Annotated in this window: 19 protein-coding genes; 13 read left to right on the top strand and 6 right to left on the bottom strand. The window is 39.1% G+C overall.

Annotation, left to right across the window (positions count from 1 at the left end; translation table 11 throughout):
* The first annotated feature begins 114 nt into the window (after nt 1-114).
* The gene (locus KK060_RS02870) at nt 115-2,172 is read left to right on the top strand and encodes a HelD family protein (RefSeq protein ID WP_254151976.1); all 2,058 of its coding nucleotides are present in this window, start codon (nt 115-117) and stop codon (nt 2,170-2,172) included.
* A 28-nt stretch (nt 2,173-2,200) separates the two neighbouring features.
* On the opposite strand, the gene KK060_RS02865 is transcribed toward KK060_RS02870, so the two are convergent.
* Entirely contained in the window at nt 2,201-4,495 is a 2,295-nt protein-coding gene (locus tag KK060_RS02865; protein ID WP_254151975.1) for a transglycosylase domain-containing protein, read from the bottom strand.
* A gap of 254 nt (nt 4,496-4,749) precedes the next feature.
* Between KK060_RS02865 and KK060_RS02860 the strand changes: the two genes are divergently transcribed.
* Genes KK060_RS02860 through KK060_RS02845 form a run of 4 tightly spaced genes read left to right on the top strand, consistent with a single transcriptional unit; the run spans nt 4,750 to nt 7,935 of the window.
* Complete coding sequence (locus tag KK060_RS02860; protein WP_254151974.1) at nt 4,750-5,103, top strand: YciI family protein; 354 nt, start codon at nt 4,750-4,752, stop codon at nt 5,101-5,103.
* A 57-nt stretch (nt 5,104-5,160) separates the two neighbouring features.
* Nucleotides 5,161-6,378 carry an RNA polymerase sigma factor gene (locus KK060_RS02855; protein ID WP_254151973.1) on the top strand — a complete coding sequence of 406 codons (1,218 nt, stop codon included), beginning with the start codon at nt 5,161-5,163 and terminating at the stop codon, nt 6,376-6,378.
* Between the two features lie 60 nt (nt 6,379-6,438).
* Nucleotides 6,439-7,149 carry a YqjF family protein gene (locus KK060_RS02850; protein ID WP_254151972.1) on the top strand — a complete coding sequence of 237 codons (711 nt, stop codon included), beginning with the start codon at nt 6,439-6,441 and terminating at the stop codon, nt 7,147-7,149.
* Nucleotides 7,150-7,161: 12 nt separating this feature from the next.
* Nucleotides 7,162-7,935, top strand: coding sequence for a helix-turn-helix domain-containing protein (locus KK060_RS02845; protein WP_367397456.1), 774 nt, complete (start codon nt 7,162-7,164; stop codon nt 7,933-7,935).
* 66 nt (nt 7,936-8,001) lie between these two features.
* Here KK060_RS02845 and mdh read toward each other — a convergent pair whose 3' ends face one another.
* Together mdh and tilS are read right to left on the bottom strand one after the other, a co-directional pair.
* A complete protein-coding gene (gene mdh, locus KK060_RS02840) occupies nt 8,002-8,931 on the bottom strand; it encodes a malate dehydrogenase (RefSeq protein WP_254151968.1) in 930 nt (309 codons plus the stop codon).
* A gap of 110 nt (nt 8,932-9,041) precedes the next feature.
* Entirely contained in the window at nt 9,042-10,364 is a 1,323-nt protein-coding gene (gene tilS, locus KK060_RS02835) for a tRNA lysidine(34) synthetase TilS (protein ID WP_254151967.1), read from the bottom strand.
* Nucleotides 10,365-10,384: 20 nt separating this feature from the next.
* Between tilS and KK060_RS02830 the strand changes: the two genes are divergently transcribed.
* Nucleotides 10,385-12,028, top strand: a complete 1,644-nt coding sequence (locus KK060_RS02830; RefSeq protein ID WP_254151965.1) for an OstA-like protein — start codon at nt 10,385-10,387, stop codon at nt 12,026-12,028.
* A 90-nt stretch (nt 12,029-12,118) separates the two neighbouring features.
* Here the strand turns inward: KK060_RS02830 and KK060_RS02825 are convergent, their stop codons facing one another.
* Entirely contained in the window at nt 12,119-12,727 is a 609-nt protein-coding gene (locus KK060_RS02825) for an outer membrane beta-barrel protein (protein WP_254151963.1), read from the bottom strand.
* A gap of 565 nt (nt 12,728-13,292) precedes the next feature.
* Between KK060_RS02825 and KK060_RS02820 the strand changes: the two genes are divergently transcribed.
* The 6 genes from KK060_RS02820 to recN all read left to right on the top strand — a co-directional run bounded on the left by KK060_RS02820 (nt 13,293) and on the right by recN (nt 18,527).
* Nucleotides 13,293-14,105, top strand: coding sequence for an outer membrane protein assembly factor BamD (locus tag KK060_RS02820; protein WP_254151961.1), 813 nt, complete (start codon nt 13,293-13,295; stop codon nt 14,103-14,105).
* A 5-nt stretch (nt 14,106-14,110) separates the two neighbouring features.
* Complete coding sequence (locus KK060_RS02815; protein ID WP_254151959.1) at nt 14,111-14,431, top strand: DNA-directed RNA polymerase subunit omega; 321 nt, start codon at nt 14,111-14,113, stop codon at nt 14,429-14,431.
* Nucleotides 14,432-14,492: 61 nt separating this feature from the next.
* Nucleotides 14,493-15,695, top strand: coding sequence for a bifunctional phosphopantothenoylcysteine decarboxylase/phosphopantothenate--cysteine ligase CoaBC (gene coaBC / locus KK060_RS02810; RefSeq protein WP_254151958.1), 1,203 nt, complete (start codon nt 14,493-14,495; stop codon nt 15,693-15,695).
* Nucleotides 15,688-16,584 (top strand): type IX secretion system protein PorD, encoded by an 897-nt coding sequence (gene porD / locus KK060_RS02805; protein WP_254151956.1) that lies wholly within the window; start codon nt 15,688-15,690, stop codon nt 16,582-16,584. Before coaBC ends, porD begins: the two co-directional genes overlap by 8 nt.
* Nucleotides 16,585-16,701: 117 nt before the next feature.
* Nucleotides 16,702-16,875: a hypothetical protein gene (locus KK060_RS02800; RefSeq protein WP_254151954.1), complete on the top strand. Its 174-nt coding sequence runs from the start codon at nt 16,702-16,704 to the stop codon at nt 16,873-16,875.
* Entirely contained in the window at nt 16,875-18,527 is a 1,653-nt protein-coding gene (gene recN, locus KK060_RS02795; RefSeq protein ID WP_254151953.1) for a DNA repair protein RecN, read from the top strand. Before KK060_RS02800 ends, recN begins: the two co-directional genes overlap by 1 nt.
* A 33-nt stretch (nt 18,528-18,560) precedes the next feature.
* Here the strand turns inward: recN and KK060_RS02790 are convergent, their stop codons facing one another.
* Together KK060_RS02790 and KK060_RS02785 are read right to left on the bottom strand one after the other, a co-directional pair.
* Nucleotides 18,561-20,477 carry a RecQ family ATP-dependent DNA helicase gene (locus tag KK060_RS02790; RefSeq protein WP_302179999.1) on the bottom strand — a complete coding sequence of 639 codons (1,917 nt, stop codon included), beginning with the start codon at nt 20,475-20,477 and terminating at the stop codon, nt 18,561-18,563.
* Between the two features lie 166 nt (nt 20,478-20,643).
* Entirely contained in the window at nt 20,644-21,222 is a 579-nt protein-coding gene (locus KK060_RS02785; RefSeq protein ID WP_254151951.1) for a YceI family protein, read from the bottom strand.
* Nucleotides 21,223-21,331: 109 nt separating this feature from the next.
* Between KK060_RS02785 and KK060_RS02780 the strand changes: the two genes are divergently transcribed.
* A complete protein-coding gene (locus KK060_RS02780; RefSeq protein WP_437124567.1) occupies nt 21,332-21,712 on the top strand; it encodes a winged helix-turn-helix transcriptional regulator in 381 nt (126 codons plus the stop codon).
* Nucleotides 21,713-21,756: the final 44 nt, after the last annotated feature.

The raw sequence follows: 21,756 nt of genomic DNA, 5'->3' as shown, positions 1-21,756 counted from the left end.
AGCATTACGCTACTATCTCCCCTTCCTTTTAATTGAATTAAGAAAAAAGAAAACAGGTGGCCTTTCTGCTAGAATATCTGTTTGATTTTTTGAACTTTGAATTTTATTCTGACGATGATTAATACAACCGAGAAGGAAGAGAGAGAGTACCTTGAAGAAATCAAAGAAAAGCTATTATTGGCCATCCGTAGAGTTGATGACCGGGTAAAACAATTTTCAGAAGAACTCAGGCAAAACAAGCAATATATCCATGAACACCAATCCGGAATGGATGAGGCCGACATGGTGGCTGCAGGACAATCTATTGACAGAATGGCGTTTACTGGCGAATCTGCTGTAGCGAGAAAACGTAAGCTATTGAAGCTGGGCGACTCACCTTATTTCGGACGTATTGATTTTATCACCGGCGATAATAGTGAACGAACTCCAATTTACATTGGTATCTATACCTTCTCGGATGAGACCATACGGGCTAATCTTATTTACGATTGGAGAGCACCTATTTCCTCTATGTTTTACGATTACGAATTAGGTGAGGCAAGCTACAAGACACCTTCGGGTGAAATTAAGGGAGAGATTGCCTTGAAACGTCAGTACAAGATCAAGGAAGGCCAGATGGAGTTTATGATTGAAAATGCCGTAAACATCCATGACGATATCTTACAGAAAGAGCTGAGTAAATCATCGGACGACAAGATGAAGAACATTGTCGCCACTATTCAACGCGATCAGAATGCCGTGATCAGGAATGAAACGGCGCCTGTTATGATCATCCAGGGAGTTGCAGGATCTGGCAAGACTTCTATTGCGCTTCACCGCATTGCTTTTTTGCTGTATCGCTTTCGCGAGTCTATCGCCTCCAAAGATATTCTTATTATCTCCCCCAATAAAGTGTTTGCTGATTACATCTCAAACGTATTACCTGAATTAGGCGAAGAGCAGATTCCAGAAATGGTTATTGAAGAGTTAGCCGCGGAAGTATTAGAAAACAAGGTTAAGTTCCAAACTTTCTTTCAACAGGTATCTTCACTGCTGGAGAAACATGATGAGGCTTTTATTGAACGCATTCAATTCAAATCTTCGTTTGAGTTTCTGGCCAAACTAAATCAATACCTTATTCACATTGAGAATAACTTCTTTGAACCTATCGAGTTAAGAATAGGAAAAACAGTAGTACCCTCACCCTTTATTCATGAAAAGTTTAGAGCCTATCATCGTATCCCTTTATTGAAACGCTTCCATGAAGTAGTAAAGGACATACAGCAATACGTAAGAGATGATGTACGCCGAAAGTTAACTGGGCATGAAAAAGCACAGATATGGGAAGCTGTACCAAGAATGGTAAAGGTTAACAATGTGTTTGATTTATATAAAAACTTCTATAACTGGATAAAGAGACCCGATCTATTCAACGTTCTTCCCAATGAAACATTTGAATATGCCGATGTCTTTCCGCTTATCTATTGTAAGATAAGAATGGAGGGAGTTCAATCATACGACCACGTTAAGCATTTGCTAGTGGATGAGATGCAGGACTATACCCCTGTTCAATATGCTGTACTATCTAGATTGTTTAAATGTAAGAAGACCATTCTGGGCGATATCAGTCAAAAGGTCAATCCTTATAGTGCTTCTTCGGCAGAAGGAATAGGTCAGGTCTTTCCACAAGGAGAAACGATTAAGCTTTTCAGAAGTTATCGCTCCACCTGGGAAATTACCGCCTTTGCCCAACGACTCTATCATAACCCTGACTTGATTGCTATGGAAAGGCATGGAGAAGAGCCGGAAGTAAAGCGGTTTGAAAATAATATCGAAGAACTTGAAGAGATAAAAAAGAGAATCGCGGTATTTAAGGAATCAGGACATCAATCATTAGGGATAATATGTAAGACACAGGAACAGGCTGAGTTTGCTTATGAAGAATTAAAGCAACCACGCGTTCACCTGCTTACTGCAGATAGTACAGTTTTTAAAGATGGAATTATTATAACTACAGCACATCTCGCTAAGGGTCTGGAGTTTGATGAAGTAATTGTACCATTTGCTTCAGCACGAAACTACCAGACAGAAGTAGATAAACGCATGTTGTACATCGCCTGTACAAGGGCTATGCATCAGCTACTACTTACTTATTCGAGGGAGAGTATCAGCTTTATAGAATCTATAAAGTAATTATGCTTTAAGATCAAAGAAAAGGTTTCTACTGTATTGTTAGCAGTGAATCTATTTTTGTATACTTATCACAATCGAAGTTAATATTAAACTCAACAGGCCTTTTGAAGGCTCCCTGTGTGAAACCTGCTTTAGCATTAGCGTACACCTTTTGCATAAATTTATCCCAGATGGGCAGGGCTGCCTTACCTCCAGAGCCCTCTCCCCAATGAGGGAAATGAATGCTGCGTTCATCGCCGCCAACCCATACACCTGCAACAAGGTTATGTGTAACCCCCATATACCATCCGTCAGAGCCATTATCTGTCGTACCTGTTTTCCCGCCAACTTCATTCTCACTCTTTACCATTTCGCTTAATGCACGAGAGCTGCCTCCCTCCTCTTCAACACCCCCTTTTAACATATGAATCATGGTATAGGCAGTGCTTTCATTCAGAACCTGTTTAGGCACTGGGAAAAAATTCTCGATAACATTTCCGTTTTGATCTTCTATGCGCGTGATATAGTAAGGCTTGATATAGAAACCCAAATTTGCAAAGGTACTATAAGCGGCTACCATATCATAGAGGGAAACGTCACTTGTACCTAACGCCAGCGAGTACACAGGATCTAAGGGTGTAGTAATACCGACTCTCTTCGCAAATGATGCTACATTCTCTGGCCTGATCTCTTTAATAACCTGGATGGAAACAGAGTTTAACGATCTGGCTAACGCTTGTCGGATTGTATATTGTTTGCCATCGCCAAATGTGCCATTTGCATTTCTTGCCTGATAGATCCTTCCGTTAACAGGTATAGCAGGAGCAATATCATAATATAACTGACATGGTGAAAAGCCGTTTTCTATAGCAGCACCATAAACAAAAGGTTTAAAAGTAGAACCCGGTTGTCGGGTAGCCTGCCTTACATGATCATATTTGAAGTATGTATGATTAATACCCCCTACCCATGCTTTTATTCCTCCAGTTGACGGATCTACAGCTAAAAGTCCGGCATGGAGAAATTTATAATAGTATTGCAGTGAGTCCCACGTACTAAAAAGCGTATCACGCTGCCCTCTCCAGGAGAAAACTCGCATGGATTTCTTCTCATGAAGTTTCAGGTTAATAGAGTCTACATTATTCCCATAAGTTAATTTCAGGACTTTATATGCCTCAGTTTGATGGATTTTCTTTTCCAGAAAATTCTCTATTTCGTATCCGTTATCGTCTACCCAGGGATTTCTATCTCCCCAATCTGCTTCAAAATTCTTCTGAAGTAAAGCCATATGCTCCCGCATTGCCTCTTCGGCGTATTGCTGCAGCCGACTATCAATTGTGGTATAAATCTTCAATCCCGATTCAAACAGATCATAACCTCTTTCCTTACACCACGGAAGCAGTTCATTCTGTAAAGCAGCTCTGAAATAAGGCGCAAGGCCTTCATTATGATTCTGAATATTAAAATTTAACTGCAAGGGAAGTGCTTTTAGTGAGTCCGTTTCCACCTGAGAAGCAATGTAGCCAAGGCGATAGAGCTTCTGAATTACTTCATTTCGTTTACGTTTCGCTCTTTCCGGATAGGCAACAGGATTATAAATGGTTGTACCCTGCAACATACCTACAAGCAATGCAGACTCCTGTATATTAAGCTCGGCGGGAGACTTTTGAAAGTAAGTTTCGGCTGCCACCTTGATACCATATGCGTTATTATTAAACGGAACTGTATTGAGGTATAGCGCTATTAATTCTTCCTTAGTAAAATTTTCTTCCAGCCTTGCTGCTATAATCCATTCTTTTGTCTTACTGATAAGAATTTCGAGAGGTTCTGCCAGTTTTGAAAGCTTACCACTTAATTCTTCTTCCCTTGTTCTGAATAAATTCTTAGCAGTTTGCTGTGTGAGTGTGCTTCCACCTCCTTGTGCACTAAAGGTAATCATGCCCTTGATAACCCTGAAGTATGCAGCGAAGTCCATACCTGAATGTGAATGAAACCGGTGATCCTCAGAGACGAGTAATGTATTCACTAAATCCGGCGAAAGATCTGAAAAAGTTACAGGACTACGGTTATAACGTATGAACCTACCCAGTGACACCCCATCAACAGAAATAAGTTCAGAAGAGAAATCATTATGAGGATTTTCGATTTCCCGTAGGGTAGGCATTGCACCGAATAAGTTATACGGATTGGCAATTAAGGCATAGACATAAACCGGAACACCAATGGCAATAGTAAGCGTAACGATCCAGACGATCTTTACCAATTTGGGAAACCATATACTTCGGATCAACAACAACGTATTGATCCTGTTGACAACGCTTCTGATAAGGTGGGGAGCAGTCATACGCCTTCAGGTATTATAAAGATAAGTGATTTACCGAAATAATATCGATTGGTTGATTGTAACCACGAATATGTAAGATAAAACGACAATAAAAACAGTTTTAAAGCATTGTCAACTTACGAAGCCTTCTGTACCAGGAAGAGCCTGCGAAATTCTTTTACCGATCAATATTTTTTTTAGGATAAGTCGTCCAATTTTTCAAATCTCAATTGTCATTGTATAAATCATAAATTCACAACTAAATTTAAGGTAATATGCAAGAATTCGTATTAATCATGAGGCATGAAGACGGCTCAAAAGTAGCTTCTCCTGAGCAAATGCAAATTTGGATGAAACAAACCATGGAATGGATTGAAAGCATACGTAAACAGAATAAGTTTGTCTCGGGTACCGGCTTACTTTTCGATGATGCCAGGGTTGTAAAGTCTAATAAACTTGTCACAAACGGCCCCTTTGGAGACATTAAAGAGACTATAGGCGGATATGTTATCGTAAAGGCAACCTCTGTAGATGAAGCCGTTGAATTTGCGAAGGGATGCCCTGTATTACTGGGCGAAGGTAACTCCATGGAAGTTCGTAAGATTGCTAATGGAGATGGCGTTCATTAATACATAGCACATTATAGACCTATGTAAAACGTAGAGGTTCTATTGATTCTCTTTCTTATGCAACAACAAGAGTTAATACCACACCTTTTCAGAACCGAATTCCGAAAAATTGCCTCTGTGCTTTGCGAGTTTTTGGGCATAGAACGTATTGAAGTTGCAGAAGACATTACAAGTGAAACTTTCCTACAGGCACTTGAAACATGGAGTTATAAAGGCATTCCGGAAAATCCTACAGCATGGCTTTATACCGTAGCGAAAAATAAAGCCAGGAATTACATGGTACGAAACAAGATCTTTACAAAGAAAGTAGCTGACGAGATAAGAGAATTAAATGCAAAGCTGGAAATCGACCTTTCGGATAAAAATATCATGGATAGTCAATTGCAAATGTTATTTGCAATTTGTCATCCATCAATTTCAACTAAAGCGCAGGTAAGCCTTGCTCTACGAATTTTATGTGGTTTCGGTATAGAAGAGATTGCAACGGCCTTTTTTACAAATAAAGAAACTATCAATAAACGATTATTCAGGGCAAAAGAAAAGCTTCGCCTGGAAAAAGTTGATATCGCATTTCCACCTGAATCGGAGGTTGACAAAAGACTTGATACAGTACTTACCACGCTATACCTATTGTATAATGAAGGTTACTATTCCGAAAGCCAGGATGATGTCTTACGGGAAGATTTGTGTGCTGAAGCAATGCGTTTAACCTATCAGCTTCTTGAAAACGAGAGAACAGATCTTCCTGCAGTAAATGCACTATTTGCGCTAATGAGCTTCCAATCTTCACGCTTTGCAGCACGACGGAAACAAGCGGGGGAATTTATTTTATACCACGACCAGGATGAAACCTTATGGAACCACGAGCTGATAGCCAAGGGTACATATTATCTAAACCGCGCCTCAACAGGCACGCGTATTTCGAAGTACCACCTTGAAGCTGCTATCGCTTATTGGCATACAATAAAAGCCAACAGCACCGAGAAATGGAGTAATATTCTAAAACTTTATGATCATCTGCTAGAATTGGAGTACTCAACATTAGCTGCTCTTAACAGAATTTATGCATTATCTAAAGTTAAGGGCGAAGCGAATGCAATAGCTGAAGCGGAGAAGCTTACCTTAACAAATAATCATTTTTACTATACCCTGTTAGGAGAACTTTACAGGAATGTCAATACCATAAAAGCAAAGGAAAATTTTGAAAAAGCTTTGGCCCTGGCCAGAACAAATACAGATAAGCAAACTATTTCAAGAAAGCTTAATGTGCAATAAGTTAGTAAAACCAGTGCAAGGATGTTATCGTTATATGGTAATTTAAAAGATATAATAAACGTGAAAACAACTTTCCTTGAAGCAGAATGGAGAAAACTTGCCATTGTTAACTACGCTATTGATAAGAGTTTTCTTTTACAATATCTACCTCATAAAACAGAATTAGACACTTGGAATAATACGTGTTATATAAGTCTTGTCGGTTTTATGTTTCTTAATACAAAAGTTAAAGGAATAAAAATTCCTTTTCACGTAAACTTTGAAGAGGTGAATTTGCGGTTCTACGTAAAACACAAGTATAATAATGAATGGAAGCGCGGCGTGGTCTTCATTAAAGAAATTGTTCCAAAAACCGCAATTACGGTAGTAGCAAATACCATTTATAAAGAAAACTACGAGACCATGAAAATGGCGCACGAATGGCTGACAAAAAATGAAAATCTAAGCGTTGAGTATAGATGGAAAAAGAACCATTGGAATGTATTGAAAGTACAAGCTACAAACCAGCCCTGGGATATAGAAAATGGAAGTGAGGAAGAATTTATAACAGAACATTTTTGGGGATACACGTATATAAACAAAAGTAAAACATCGGAATATGAAGTAGAGCACCCGCGTTGGAAAGTTTATAAAGTAAACAGTTATTCGTTGGAAGTAAATTTTGCAGACATATATGGAAGTAGTTTTAACTTTTTAACAACAGAAACACCTAAATCGGTATTTTTAGCCGAGGGATCTTCTATTGTTGTAAGAGGAGGAACAATTCTATAGCTAAGTTATACCTTGAATCTCGAGACTTACATACCGACCCCAAAATTAAGAAAGTTCGTTAAGAGTTATACGATAATTGATTGCGTCGAAGATAGAACTAACCACGTGTTGCCCGATTCTGCCCTGGTAATAGCTTTTAGATATCGTGGTAAAGTAAACTACATAAACAATAACATTCAGAATGAACTTCCTTCTATAACAATCTCAGGAATTCGTAAAACAGATCGTCATATTAAGTATACAGGAGGAGCTGCTAACTTGTTAGTTGTATTTAAAGAGGCAGGTGCTGCTGCATTCTTTAAAGAGCCACTTCACGAGTTGTTTCAGCAAACCTATTCTCTTGACAACTTTCTTAATCGCAGCATACTCGCGCAACTGGAAGAAGAACTGTCCGAAGCAAAGAACAACATGGAAAGAGTTAAATTGATAGAAACTTTCCTGCTCTCAACGTTACAGGGCTACAATCCTGATAAGTTGATTTTTGCTGCACTTGATAAAATCCATGCTTCGAAAGGGGTTATACGAATAAAAGAGCTTGCAGACGCACTTTGTATCAGCAATGATGCATTTGAGAAAAGGTTCAGACGTGTTGTAGGGGCATCACCAAAACAGTTTTCATACATCATAAGAATGAAACATGTTCTTCAGCTTTTGAAGCACAACCATAAATTTACTGATCTGGCACTCGATTCCGGATATTTTGATCAATCGCATTTTAATAAAGACTTCAAATCATTTACAGGTCAATCGCCTCGAGCTTTCCTGGCTTCTCCTTCTTTTTGGTAATCGCTTAAAATAGAACATGCCAGGAGGCGGCCTGGCATGTTGACAACTTATAGAACTAACTAAAACTTATCCTAATCTTTCAAGTACGTCCATCACCTCGCGTACTGCCTTGCGGCTTGCTTCCAGCAATGCCTTCTCTTCCTGTGTAAGGTCTAATTCAATGATTCTTTCGATACCGTTCTTACCTAGTACAACGGGCACGCCAAGATAGCAATCTTTTATTCCATATTCACCTTCTAGCTTCACACAAACTGGAAAAATTCTTCTCTGATCTCTTACAATCGATTCCACCATTTGTGCAGCGGCAGAACCTGGCGCATACCATGCTGATGTTCCCATTAGTTTTACAAGTTCACCTCCACCGACTTTAGTACGTTCAAGGATCGCGTGAAGTTTATCTTTATCGATAAGTTCCGTAACCGGAATACCAGAAACTGTAGTATAACGAGGAAGCGGCACCATTGTATCTCCGTGGCCACCAAGCAACATTGCCTGAATATCTTTAGGAGAAACATTCAATGCCTCAGCAAGAAACGCTCTGTAGCGTGCCGTATCCAGAATTCCAGCCATACCCATAATTCTGGTACGAGGGAATTTAGATGTGATATGAGCCTGATAAGTCATAACATCCAAAGGATTCGACACCACAATGATTATGGATTCAGGAGAATATTTAACGATATTTTCTGTTACTGACTTAACAATACCAGCATTTGTTCCGATAAGATCATCACGGCTCATACCTGGCTTACGAGGCAAGCCTGAAGTGATCACAATTACATCAGAGTTGGCAGTTCTTGCATAATCGTTAGTCGCACCAATAGTACGGCTGTCATACAAATCTATCGGAGCTTTCTGCCAGATATCTAATGACTTACCTTCAGCAAGTCCTTCTTTGATATCAAGTAAGACAATTTCATTGGCGATCTCGCGGTAAGCTAAAACATCGGCACAGGTCGCTCCTACGTTACCGGCACCAACTACAGTTACTTTCATAGGTTTACTGGATTTTTGTTAATAAAATCGAAGAATTGGAGATGGTTTATTTTAAAACCGGGCGTGAATTTATCAATATCAACGGATTTTGAAAAAAAAATCGTTAGTAGTTATATAGTTTCGACTTTAAGTAACAGAACACGTTTGGTGGTCCCGGTAACTTTAAACCTGTCATGAATCCGCATTCCCACAACCCAAACAATTTCCCCTCTTGATTCGATCACTGTTATTTTCTCTTTGTCAGGAAGCGCAATCTTAGAATCTATTAATAGATCACTGATCTTTTTACTGTTTTCCATACCTAGTGGAATCAATGCATCGCCTGGTTTCCAGGGTCTCCAAACTAAAGGAAAGGTTACTTTCTCAGCATCAAGCTGGGCTATTGCAGCATTCTTAATCAAAGTAAAATCGGCAAAATCTATTTGTTTTAACACCAGGGTGTCACCAGCTCTATACACGCTTGTACTTTGCGCGTTTACGATTATCTCTTCCTTTACAGCATCGGCATGGCGATCAAGCAAAAAAGAATCCCTGTCTACTGTTATCCTGTAATCAGCGCTCCAAAACCTTTTCCCCGAAGTCTCACAGGTAGCAAGATCTTTACATTGCGTGTAGTTGAATCCATAATCCTTCAACAACTCCCATAAAACTACCTCCGAGCTTCCCACCCCGCTGAGTTTCCTTTTATCGATAGCTATCCTGTTACCAGATTTCAGGAAAATATCATTTTGAATACTTTCCAATTGCTTCTTAGCCAATGCCTGGGCCGAAACAATTCTTTCATGGGTGTCTTTAAACGTTTCTTCAAGGGCAGGATTTACTTTTTTCAGTAGTGGTACAACATGATGTCTTATGAAGTTTCTCTGGTAATCATCTTTCTGGTTACTGGAATCTTCTCGCCATAACAGATTATTTTTTTTAGCGTAGGCTTTCAAATTATCTCTCGAAGCAAAGAGCATGGGCCTTATAATATTCTGTGTTTTTACAGGGATACCTGCAAGACCGTCAATACCCGTGCCCCTGGTAATATTGAGAAGTACGGTTTCAAGAACATCGTTTAAATGATGTGCAGTAGCTATAGCAAAGAAATTATTTTCTTTAAGAACCTGCTGAAAGAACGCATACCGAAGTTCTCTTGCTACTACCTGAATGGATTGCTTTTTTTCAGAAGCAATGGCTGCTGTATCGAAAACTTTTGTAAAAAGTGGGATGTTAAGAGCAGAACATACTTGTGATGCGAACTCCTGGTCGCCTGCCGACTCTTCACCCCTTAATTGAAAGTTGCAGTGTGCTACAGCAATATTGAAGCCTTGTTGGTGAAAGAGATGGAGCATAACCATAGAATCGAGGCCCCCACTAACCGCAAGAAGTATTTTATCACTAGTTTTGCAAAGGTTATGGTGCTGAATATGGTTTAAGAATTGCTGTATCACGCCCAAATTTACAATTTATAATGGTTGATTATCGAGATTCTTTTTTAAAGACGGCCACTGGTGTTTTTAGCCTTATTCTCATTTTCCTTTTCATGGCAGTAGGTTCAGCCAGCTATGGGCAGAAAAAAGTAAAACTTCAGAAAGCAGATTTCGCGAAAGGTGGAAGAATGAAGGGCGAACGGTACGAGAGATTACTTGGTAATGTTGTTTTCACGCAAAACAAAACAACAATATATTGTGACTCAGCCCATTTTTTCAAAAAGCAAAACTCACTTGATGCTTATGGACAGGTGCGGGTAACTGAAGGCGATTCTGTTACCATAACAGGAAAAAAACTCGAGTACGATGGTGACGAGAAGTTGGCAAAAATGAGGAACAATGTTGTTTTCACGAAGCTCAATTCTGCAACCTTATATACTGATAACCTCGATTACAGGCGCAATACCAACACGGCTTACTATTTTAACGGAGGTAAATTGGTAGATAGTGCTAACGTACTCACCAGTAGAACGGGATACTACAACGTAAACAACAACATAGCAACCTTCAAGAAAGACGTAAAAGTGGTTAATCCTGATTATACCATGTATGCGGACAGCTTACGGTATAATTCGCGAACGAAGATTATCTATTTCATTACGAAAACAAAAGTAATCAGGAAAGACAGCGTTAACTCTATTTTTGAAAGTGGTATATATAACACTGTTACACGCGTATCAGATTTAAAACAAGGAACTGGCGAATCACAGGACTATTCTATTAAAAGTAAATCTTATGATCTTGATGCTGTACAAAATGTGGGTAAGGCACGGGGTGATGTTGTAATGACACATAAGAAAGAGAACCTTCTCATTTACGGACAAGCTTCAGATTTCTTTAAGAACGCTGGCATTACCAAAGTATATAACAACGCCTACATGGCGAAAATAACAGATGACAATGATACGTTGTTTATGCGGGCTGATACCCTTGTATCTATTGATAATCCCGATCCGAAGAAACGAAAGTTGTTAGCCTACAATAATGTAAGGATATTTAAAAAAGATCTTCAGGGAATAGCCGATTCTTTAGAGTACCGATCAGCAGACTCTATGATTTTCTTTTACAACAAGCCTATACTATGGGCAGAAGGAAATCAACTAACAGCTGACTCCATCAGCATGCTTATCAAGAATAACTCCATCAACAAGATCTTCCTGAAAGTAAATGCATTCGTAATCTCTACTGATACGCTATTGAACTTTAATCAGATAAAGGGACGGAAGATGACTGCCAACATTGCTCAGAGCAAGATAAGCCAGGTGTACGTTGAAGGTAACGGAGAGAGTTTGTACTTTGCACTTGATGATAAAAACAAGATTATGATGGGTATGAATAAAATCATATGCAGTAACATTATGATCAGGTTTAAAGAGGGTCGCGTAAACAACTTAAGCTTTTACGTAAGGCCGGAAGCCGACTTCATCCCGCCGCACGAATTGCAGAAGGATCAGCTTACTTTAAAAGGATTTGCATGGAAGGGAGATGATAAACCAACCAGGGATGAAGTAGTAAAGGGCATCAGTAAAGAAAAGAAGGAACAGGAAAAGAAACCTGAAATAAAAAGATCTCCATCCAAGCCCTCAACACCTAAGAGTGGTGGCACCAAGAAAAAAGCTGCATAAATAGTGCTTCCTGTTTACAAGCAGTTCGATTGATATAAAAAGTAAAAGTTGTCCATTGGACAACTTTTACTTTTTAAAGGGAGAGAATGTTTATTTCTTTCCTCCGCCTATAGCTACACCAATTCTCACACCTATGTAACTATTTTTAAACTCAAATTTTTCAGGCACAAACTCGTTAGCTACTTCATCATAAGCAAGCCCATCAACTTTAGTTTTAGGGATAAGATTATAATCCAACGAAAGCTGGAAATGGCCTGCGTCAAAACCGATACGCGGATAAACTCCGAATTTAGATTCTGCGGCAGCTGCCTCTCCGTCACCCTCAACTTTAATTGCGGCTAAAGAGTAAAGTCCAAAACCTAAACCTACAAAGGGTCTAAAACCACTGCTCTTTAAATAATATTGTCCGTTAAAGGTATAAGAACCGATAGCAGCAATGTCAAGACTAGCATCATCTTCTAAATCTTGAGAAAGGCCACGAGTAACTAAAGCAGTTTCAATACGAAGACCTACCTGAATAGCATCTGTTACTCTATACGCAGGTTCTAAATATAGGAGTACGCCGCCACTTGCTCCGCTACCGCTTGCAGATGCGTATCCAAGGCCAAGGCCTACTTTAAATTTCTTATACTGCTGGGCCTGTGCACCATAAGAAATAGCTACCATTAAGAGAGCTAGAAATAAAAATTGTTTTTTCATGGGGTTTAAAAAATTAGTTTATTTATAATGCAAGATCGCCAATCGCTTTCTTACATAACCAGCTATTATTCCCCTATTCATACACCTATAATGCTACTCCAAAAGTGCGGGCATTCAAGACAGAACATACATTTACACTATCTACTTAAAGTATCTCCGGATGAATGGGCTAGTAATAAAATTTAAAGCTGGAAAAATCATACAACGTTTTCCATTTTAAGTAATAAAGTTTATATTGTCGTTAATAACTCGTTTTCCTGGGCCTCAACCGAATAAAGTGGTGCAAAGAAAGGCTACCCTACCCTAGGATATACTGACAGTACAGGCAGGATACAGTTAGGGTACAGCTAGAGTCAGGCTCCAAATCATACCAGCCATTTTGTCATAAATTTAATGCGGTATGGAAACTAAGACCTTGCAGCCGTATTATTCAGGAGAAAATACATACGTACCTTCCCCTAAAGGATGAATGACAGAGCTTACAAAATTTTTGCAAGCCCTGTCTTATACAATTCCTTGATAAAAAGCACGTTTTAATGCGGTGTTATATTATATTTGCGGGCTTATGCGAAAAGTACCTGATTTTATCGTTTACGTGATCCTGATCCTGGTTGCGGCATCCTGCAGTAAATTCAGGAAAATTGAAAAAAGCGAGGATTGGCGGGTAAAGTACGAGGCCGGATTAAATTATTATAACAAAAAGGACTACTACAGGGCTTCCGTTCTTTTTGAACAAATACTACCGATTGTTCGCGGTTTGCCTGAAGGTGAGAAAGTGCAGTTTTACCTGGCTTACTGCCAGTATCATGATAGACTTTATTTATTGGCCTCTGAACAGTTCAAGACGTTTTTTGAAACCTATGGCAGAAGTCAGTTTGCCGAAGAAGCAAGATACATGTACGCATACTCGCTCTTCGCATCATCCCCAGGACCTAATCTTGATCAAACCAGCAGCGTCAATGCAATGACAGCCATGCAGGAGTTTTTAAACCGGTATCCGAACAGCAAGTTCAGAGACCAGTCTATTGAGGTTATAAATACCTGTCAGGTTAAGCTGGAGAAAAAAGGATTTGAGAATGCGTATCAGTATTATCACATGCGAATGTATAAGGCAGCTATAGCCGCTCTTAATAATTTTAAGAATAACTTCCCTGACTCAAAATACCTTGAAGAAGCTTACTTCCTGGTAATTGATGCGGAGTATCGCTTGGCTAATCAAAGTATATCATCAAAACAAAATGACCGCTATAAAGAAGTGGTAGAACTTTACAAAGAATTTTTGGATCGTTATCCGGATAGTAATTTCCTTAAAGAAGCAGAGAAATTATATTCAGAGAGTCTTGAAAAAATAAATAAATCGAAGAACTCAAATTCATAAAATATATGGCAGTACAATCATCAGTTATCACACGCGACTTGGATAAAATTGCTGAACAAACAGGCAATGTTTACGAATCTGTTGTGGTAATCTCTAAACGTGCAAGACAAATTGCAGTTAATATCAAAGAAGAGTTAAATAACAAACTTGCCGAATTTGCCACAACGGTTGACAATCTTGAAGAGGTTTTTGAAAACCGTGAACAAATAGAAATTTCTAGATTTTATGAGCGTTTGCCTAAGCCTACTACTACAGCAACTGAAGAGTTTCTGGAAGGTAAGCTCTCACACCGCTTACGCTCTGAAGTAGAAGAAAAGCAGGATTAATACCTGCTTTTTCTTTTTTCTGAATGTCTATTCAGAAGAATCAATTACTACCTTTACTGTCATGCTCAATGGCAAAAAAATAATACTAGGTGTTTGTAGTAGTATCGCGGCGTATAAAGCTGCTTTTTTAACCAGGCTTCTTGTAAAAGAAGGTGCTGAAGTAAAAATTATCATGAGTTCTGCTGCTCATGATTTTATCACTCCCCTTACGCTTTCTACCCTGTCTAAGAATCCGGTTTATTCTGATTTTATTAAAGACAAATCAGGCCAATGGAACAACCATGTCGACTTGGGATTATGGGCCGATGTCATGGTTATTGCTCCTGCATCAGCCAATACAATTGCAAAGATGGCAAATGGTTTATGCGACAACCTCTTGTTAGCCGTTTACCTTTCTGCCCGATGCCCGGTATGGCTGGCCCCTGCTATGGACCTTGATATGTTGCAGCATCCTTCAACACAGGCCAACTTACATCGTTTAAAATCTTACAGTAACCACATTATAGAACCAGGGTATGGAGAGCTTGCCAGTGGTTTAGTTGGTTCTGGCCGAATGGCTGAACCTGAAGAAATAGTACAGAGACTTATATCTCATTTTAAGACTCAGCAAAGATTGAAAGGTAAAAAGGTACTGGTAACTGCAGGCCCTACGCACGAGGCTATTGATCCTGTTCGTTTTATTGGAAACCACAGCAGCGGCAAAATGGGATTTGCAATTGCTGAAGCGCTTGCCCACGAAGGCGCCAGCGTAAATTTAATAACAGGACCTACGCAGCAACATACTTCGCATCCTAACATCAGCGTTAAACCTGTAGTATCAGCAGAAGAGATGTTTAACGCCTGCAACGAATTCTTTTCAACATCAGACATAACAGTATTGTCCGCAGCTGTTGCTGATTACAAACCCGCAGTTAAGGCGGAGCAAAAGATCAAAAAAACCAATGAGAACCTTGTATTGGAGCTCACTAAAACCCATGATATAGCCGCCTCTCTAGGGAAGCTTAAGCATAATGGCCAGGTAATTGTCGGCTTTGCGCTTGAAACGGAAAATGAACAGAATAATGCGTTAAAGAAATTAGAAACGAAAAACTTCGATCTTATTGTACTTAACTCCTTAAACGACAAAGGCGCAGGCTTTGGACATGATACTAATAAAATCACCATTATAGATAAAAGCCTCCAACGAAAGACATTTAACTTAAAGAGTAAAACTGAAGTTGCGAGAGATATTGTTGAAGCTATTATAGAGAAAGTGCATGCGTAAAATCTATCTTCTTTTGGTTTTTGTAAGTCTGGTGATATCCACCCAGGCACAGGAGCTGAATTGTTCTGTAAGCATTAATGCCACACAAATAGCCACTTCTGAACAAGGGGTATTTAAGGATATGAAAAACGCCATTGAGCAATTTATGAATGGGCGTAAATGGACTAATGATGGGTTTAAAACGCATGAGAAGATCCGGTGTAATTTATTGCTTACAATATCAAGTATGCCAACCATAGGAAGGTTTATAGCTTCAGTGCAAATACAATCAGCAAGACCTATTTATAATACGAACTACACAAGCCTACTCTTTAATTTTGCTGATCGCGAGTGGGACTTTGAGTACCTTGAATCACAGCCATTACAGTATAACGATAATACATATACCAGCAATCTCACCTCGATGCTTGCCGCTTATGCATACCTGATTATAGGGCTCGATTATGACTCATTTAGTGAACTGGGAGGAACACCCTACTTTCAAAGAGCTTTAAATGTTGTTAACAATGCACAACAAACAGCTTTGCCGGGATGGCAGCCTATGGGCAGCAACCGAAGCCGTTACTGGTTGGTAGAAAACTTTAACAACCCACAGATGGTTGATTTAAGAAAAGCAATATACGCTTATCATCGATTAGGTTTGGATACTTTTGAAAAGACACCAGATAAAAGCAGAGAGGTTATTTTGAAAGGACTTCGCGACATTAAAAAGGTAAGAGATGTAAATCCTAATGCCGTTCTTGTTGTGAGCTTCTTAGATGCAAAGGGTAAAGAACTCGCAAATATCTTTTCTGATGGAAATATTCAGGTAAGACGCGAAGCCTACGATATCATTACTGCTATTGATCCATCGAACAGAAGTGCTTACGAAAAGATAATTAAGAACTAACGTGATTACATGTCCGTCTTCTGAAAAAGCTATTTATCCCTAACATCGTAAATCTTAATGAACTGAATGAGTACCCGGCAATTACGACTGACCAGTCAAGATCAGATACGCCAAAGAATGAAAGATTTTACAGGTAAAAAAATTAATATTGTACTTAATGATGGTACCGCTGTGCTCGTAATCATAAAACACTATGACGATAATGGTATATCCGCGCTGAATATGCGCTTAAAGGACATAACAATTCCTTTTGAGAAAATTAACGAGGTTTACTTCGACACTAAAGAATAATGCTTAAGCATCTTACTATAAAAAATTACGCACTCATTAAGCACCTTGAGCTTCAACCGTCGTCACACCTGAACGTTATTACAGGAGAAACCGGCGCAGGAAAATCAATTATGCTCGGCGCAATTGGTTTACTGATGGGAAACAGAGCAGATACAAAAGTGCTTTGGAATGAGGATGAGAAATGTATTATTGAAGGCTCTTTCGATATAAGAGATTATAAATTGAAACCGGTTTTTAAATCAGAAGACCTGGATTATGAAGATGTGTCAGTCATAAGAAGAGAGATAAGTCCTGGAGGTAAATCCCGTGCTTTCATTAATGATACGCCTGTTACGTTAGAAGTAATGCGTAGAATAGGCACCCTTCTCATGGATATACACTCGCAACATGAAACACTGGAATTAGGCAATCAAAATTTCCAGCTTAATCTTATAGATGCTTTTGCCGGAAACGCCTCTATTCGGGAAGATTATGCAGAAGCATGGACCTCTTACACCAAAGCAAAAAGGGACTATGACAAGCTAACAAAAGAAGCTGCAAGCCTTCGCGAGGAGTCTGATTACATCAAATTTCAGCTTGAAGAACTCGTTAAAGCAAACCTAAACGAGAATGAACAAGAATCTCTTGAGTCGGAATTAAAAATGATGGAGCATTCCGAGGAGATAAAGAACCGATTTAATACCGCCCTTCAGTTATTATCTCTTTCAGAATACAACGTTCAGAGTGCTTTATCAGACGTTAAAAATGAACTACAGCACCTTGCCGGATTTTCAAATACTTATGAAGCATTATATCAACGCCTTGAAAGCAGCCGGATAGAACTAGAAGATATTATAAGTGAAATTGAAAAGGAAGAAAGCAACATCGATTTTGATGCCGAGCGAATCGAGTTTGTAAAGGAGAGGTTGAGTAACATTTACAGACTTGAGAAGAAGCATCGGGTAAACAGCGTTAAAGAACTCATCACAATACAAGAATCACTACAAGAAAAAGCGGATCTCACCTCAAACCTGGATGAAGAATTGGAGAACAGCAGAAAGGCTTTCAAAGAAAGCTTTGAGAAAGTTCAATCAATTGCTTCTAAGTTAAGTGAGTCGAGGAAGAAAACCTTTAATCCGCTTACAAAACAAATTACCAGACTATTGCATGAATTAGGAATGCCCAATGCTTCATTGGCAATAGACATAAAACATATAGAACCCACACCATCAGGTATTGATCAGATTGACATTTTATTCAGTGCAAATAAAGGTATAGCCCCAAGATCGCTTGTACAAGTAGCTTCCGGTGGCGAATTCTCCCGATTGATGTTTTCAGTTAAATACGTAATGGCGGAGAAAACAGCAATGCCTACCCTTATTTTAGATGAAATAGATAATGGAATCTCTGGTGAAATTGCTATAAAGCTGGGAGCACTTATGCAGGAGATGTCGCGTCAACACCAACTCATCACTATTACGCACTTGCCGCAAATTGCAGCGAAAGGTGATGCGCACTTCTATGTATTTAAAGACAATACAGAAAAGAAAACGGTGAGCAGCATCAAGAAATTAGGTGAGACGGAGCGTGTAGAAGAAATTGCAAAAATGATTGGCGGTGCAAACCCTTCAAAAATAGCATTAGAGAATGCCCAAGAACTTCTTGCGAAGTGATTGTGCGGTAAAATAGAAGCAAAAGGATATTAATTATTTTGGAGTAGCTATGTTCAACCTCCATAAGCTATCATAAGCAATTACGCCTTCATCAACAAGCTCTCTTACTACATCCACAAACAGTTCGCTGTCTTTGTAGGCAATACGTTGCTCAAGTTCTTCAATAGGCATTGCCTGCAATTTTAAAGTATTTAATATCTCCCGTCTTAGGCCTTCAAAAGCTTCCATGTTATTTTTCTTTCGTTTAGATATGCACACATCGCAGATCATACAATTCTCTAAGGTTATCTCACCAAAGTACTCCTGGATCATCTGCATTCGGCATCTATGCTCATTTCGAACATAACCAATCATAGAATTTACCTTTCCGATTATCAGCTCCCTTCTGTCTTTTAGCCTTTGAATATTCAATGGAAGACGATCCGCATCCTGCCTGGACAAAACAAATGTTACCTGCGGTTGGTCTTTAACAGGAGCATAGATAAGAACTTTCAAAGCGTGAAGATGATTAAGTATCGAAACCACTTCACTTTCGTTCAGATTTAATGCTTTGGCGATAAGGGATTCCGAAATCTTAACAAATCCACTGTAAAGTTCGCCACCATAAAGGCGCTGTAGCATCTTTATTGGTTCATCAAACTTGGCATTGGCAATCTGGAATTTATAGATGTTGGTATGATCAAGTAGAAAATACAACTGTGATGGCGCATAAAAACTTTCTGTAAACTGTATGAGTCCCTCCTCCTCCAGCTTTTTTAACGCATTATAAACTTCAACAGGGTTTAAACTGAAACGGTCAGAAAAAGTGTGCAGATCAAAATTATAACTTACGCCACCATTACTACCCAGTGCCAGTTGATAATAGTTAGCAAGGCATTGATAAACCTTTTTCAGATAGTCTACTCCGGGTTGAGACTGCTCTACTTTTGTAAGCGCGTTATCAATATCAATATTCTGATAAAGAATTACAGCATATGCTCTTAGTCCATCACGCCCTGCCCTACCTGCCTCCTGATAATAAGATTCAAGGTTTTCCGGTAGATCAATATGAATAACGATTCTTACGTCCGGCTTATCGATACCCATGCCAAACGCATTTGTCGCTACCATAATGCGCGTCTTATTCTTAATCCATTCATCCTGCCGTTGTGATCGCTCGTCAAATGTCAACCCTGCATGATAGTAAGATGCCTTAATCCCTCTTTTCATTAATACCTTTGTCAGATCCAAGGTTGCCTTTCGCGACCGAACATAAACTATTGCTGATCCTTTTACCTTTTGCAATATTTCAAGAAGGGCTTTCTCCTTGTTTTCTGTTTTACGTACAACAAAAGAAAGATTATCTCTCGAAAAAGATTTTCTGAATACAGAATATCCTTCTCTGAATTTTAACTTCTCTGCAATATCATGTTGTACTTCTTTCGTAGCGGATGCAGTCAGTGCTATAATGAGCACATTAGGCTTTATTTCTCTAAGTGAGGCAATCTCCAGGTACGGTGGACGAAAATCGTATCCCCATTGCGAAATGCAATGCGCTTCATCTACAGCAATTAGACCAACATTCATTAGCCTAAAGCGCTCGATAAATATTTCTGTTTTTAATCTCTCAGGAGAGAGATACAGGAATTTTACATTACCATATACCGCGTTGTCTAACTGAACATCTATTTGCTCGCGACTCATACCTGAATGGATGGCTACGGCATTTATTTGTCGGTACCTCAATTGCTCTACCTGGTCTTTCATGAGAGCAATAAGCGGTGTAATGACAATACAAACTCCCTCTTTTATTAAGGCGGGCACCTGGAAACAAATGGATTTACCTCCCCCCGTAGGTAATAGCGCTAGCGTATCTTTACTTTCAAGAACGGAGGAAATAATATCCTCCTGCATCGGCCTAAAGGTGGCGTGCTTCCAGTATTTCTGAAGTATGGAGAGCGGTGTTTCCAAAATAGCAACCTACAAAAGCTAAATATAATGCTTCTGACTACTAGGTTACTAAAAATCCCGTAATGATTCACAGCGAGGAATGGTAATATTCGAAAAGATCGCTGAAAAGAATAAAGGGTGAACTATCCTATTAATAGTCCACCCTTAAATTTAACCCCTTATACTTTTAGTCTTTTGCAAACTCTATATTTGCTTCAATAGCCACCTCATCACTTAACATTACAGATGGTGTATCTTTCGAGATACCGAAGTCCGTACGCTTAATTGTACCTGTAATCTTAAATCCGGCTATGGTTTTCTTGCTCATTGGATTTGTACCAATATTAACTTTTGCGTCTAATTCAACGGGCTTTGTCACACCATGAAGCGTTAAATTACCTTTAACCTTATAAGTCTTTTCACCTGTTTTTTTGAAGGACGTGCTTTCAAAGGTTATGGTAGGATACTTTTCAGCATCAAAGAAATCAGGCTTCTTTAGGTGTGCATCACGATCTTCATTATCAGTATCAATTGAGTTTACATCAGCAGTCATTGTAACTTTTGCATCAGAAAAATCATCTTTAGTCGCTACAATTGTTGCATCAACTTTCTTAAATGATCCTTCAACTTCTGATACTGAAAGGTGAGTGATGGAAAAACCCAGTTTAGAATGTGCAGCATCCAACTTCCATGTGGATGGAGGAATTGTATTAAACGAGAATAGCGCAAGCGTTGCCGCTAATGCAATAACTGACATGTTTTTCATATGTTGGCTTTATTTGTATATATTACAAACTTAGGTATATTTACTTTACAAAAGATAGTACTATCCAAAAGTATAGCACTATCCAAAAGTATAGCTAACTACCAAGTTTATGGTAAAAGAAAAAAAGAAAGAGAGTTGCTTTAAGGGAGAAGAACTTGAGCACGGTAAGTGTATGGGCATGATTATGCCTGTAAGGGATGCACTGGACATTTTAAGTGGCAAATGGAAATTACCAATAATCATATCGCTAACCTTCGGTAACAAGCGCTTTAGCCAGATAGCGAAAGAAATTCCTGGAATTACTGATAAAATGTTATCCAAAGAATTGCGCGATCTCGAGATGAATGAGCTTGTTAAAAGAACTGTATACGATTCGGTGCCAGTAGTGGTAGAGTATTCCATGACAGCTTATGGCAAAAGCTTGAATAAAGTTATTGAAGAACTAAGAAAATGGGGCGCTCAGCACCGGCAGCGAATAATGAAGAAATAAGTTTCAAGGAACGGATTTAGTTATATACCACAAAAAACGAATGC

Origin of the sequence: Chryseosolibacter indicum (genome assembly GCF_018598585.1) — a bacterium.
Classification (GTDB): domain Bacteria; phylum Bacteroidota; class Bacteroidia; order Cytophagales; family Cyclobacteriaceae; genus Chryseosolibacter; species Chryseosolibacter indicus.
The sequence above is the reverse complement of the archived record's forward strand: the minus strand, read 5'-3'. Positions and strand labels throughout refer to the sequence as shown.

What these genes read in the sequence shown, in the direction of transcription:
- porD (WP_254151956.1), top strand. Translation starts at nt 15,688, where the DNA reads ATGCGTAAAATCTATCTTCTTTTGGTTTTTGTAAGTCTGGTGATATCC.
- KK060_RS02785 (WP_254151951.1), bottom strand. Translation starts at nt 21,222, where the DNA reads ATGAAAAACATGTCAGTTATTGCATTAGCGGCAACGCTTGCGCTATTC.
- KK060_RS02830 (WP_254151965.1), top strand. Translation starts at nt 10,385, where the DNA reads ATGGTTGATTATCGAGATTCTTTTTTAAAGACGGCCACTGGTGTTTTT.
- recN (WP_254151953.1), top strand. Translation starts at nt 16,875, where the DNA reads ATGCTTAAGCATCTTACTATAAAAAATTACGCACTCATTAAGCACCTT.
- KK060_RS02815 (WP_254151959.1), top strand. Translation starts at nt 14,111, where the DNA reads ATGGCAGTACAATCATCAGTTATCACACGCGACTTGGATAAAATTGCT.
- KK060_RS02860 (WP_254151974.1), top strand. Translation starts at nt 4,750, where the DNA reads ATGCAAGAATTCGTATTAATCATGAGGCATGAAGACGGCTCAAAAGTA.
- KK060_RS02820 (WP_254151961.1), top strand. Translation starts at nt 13,293, where the DNA reads ATGCGAAAAGTACCTGATTTTATCGTTTACGTGATCCTGATCCTGGTT.
- mdh (WP_254151968.1), bottom strand. Translation starts at nt 8,931, where the DNA reads ATGAAAGTAACTGTAGTTGGTGCCGGTAACGTAGGAGCGACCTGTGCC.
- KK060_RS02825 (WP_254151963.1), bottom strand. Translation starts at nt 12,727, where the DNA reads ATGAAAAAACAATTTTTATTTCTAGCTCTCTTAATGGTAGCTATTTCT.
- coaBC (WP_254151958.1), top strand. Translation starts at nt 14,493, where the DNA reads ATGCTCAATGGCAAAAAAATAATACTAGGTGTTTGTAGTAGTATCGCG.
- KK060_RS02865 (WP_254151975.1), bottom strand. Translation starts at nt 4,495, where the DNA reads ATGACTGCTCCCCACCTTATCAGAAGCGTTGTCAACAGGATCAATACG.
- KK060_RS02870 (WP_254151976.1), top strand. Translation starts at nt 115, where the DNA reads ATGATTAATACAACCGAGAAGGAAGAGAGAGAGTACCTTGAAGAAATC.
- KK060_RS02855 (WP_254151973.1), top strand. Translation starts at nt 5,161, where the DNA reads ATGCAACAACAAGAGTTAATACCACACCTTTTCAGAACCGAATTCCGA.
- KK060_RS02800 (WP_254151954.1), top strand. Translation starts at nt 16,702, where the DNA reads ATGAAAGATTTTACAGGTAAAAAAATTAATATTGTACTTAATGATGGT.
- KK060_RS02780 (WP_437124567.1), top strand. Translation starts at nt 21,332, where the DNA reads ATGGTAAAAGAAAAAAAGAAAGAGAGTTGCTTTAAGGGAGAAGAACTT.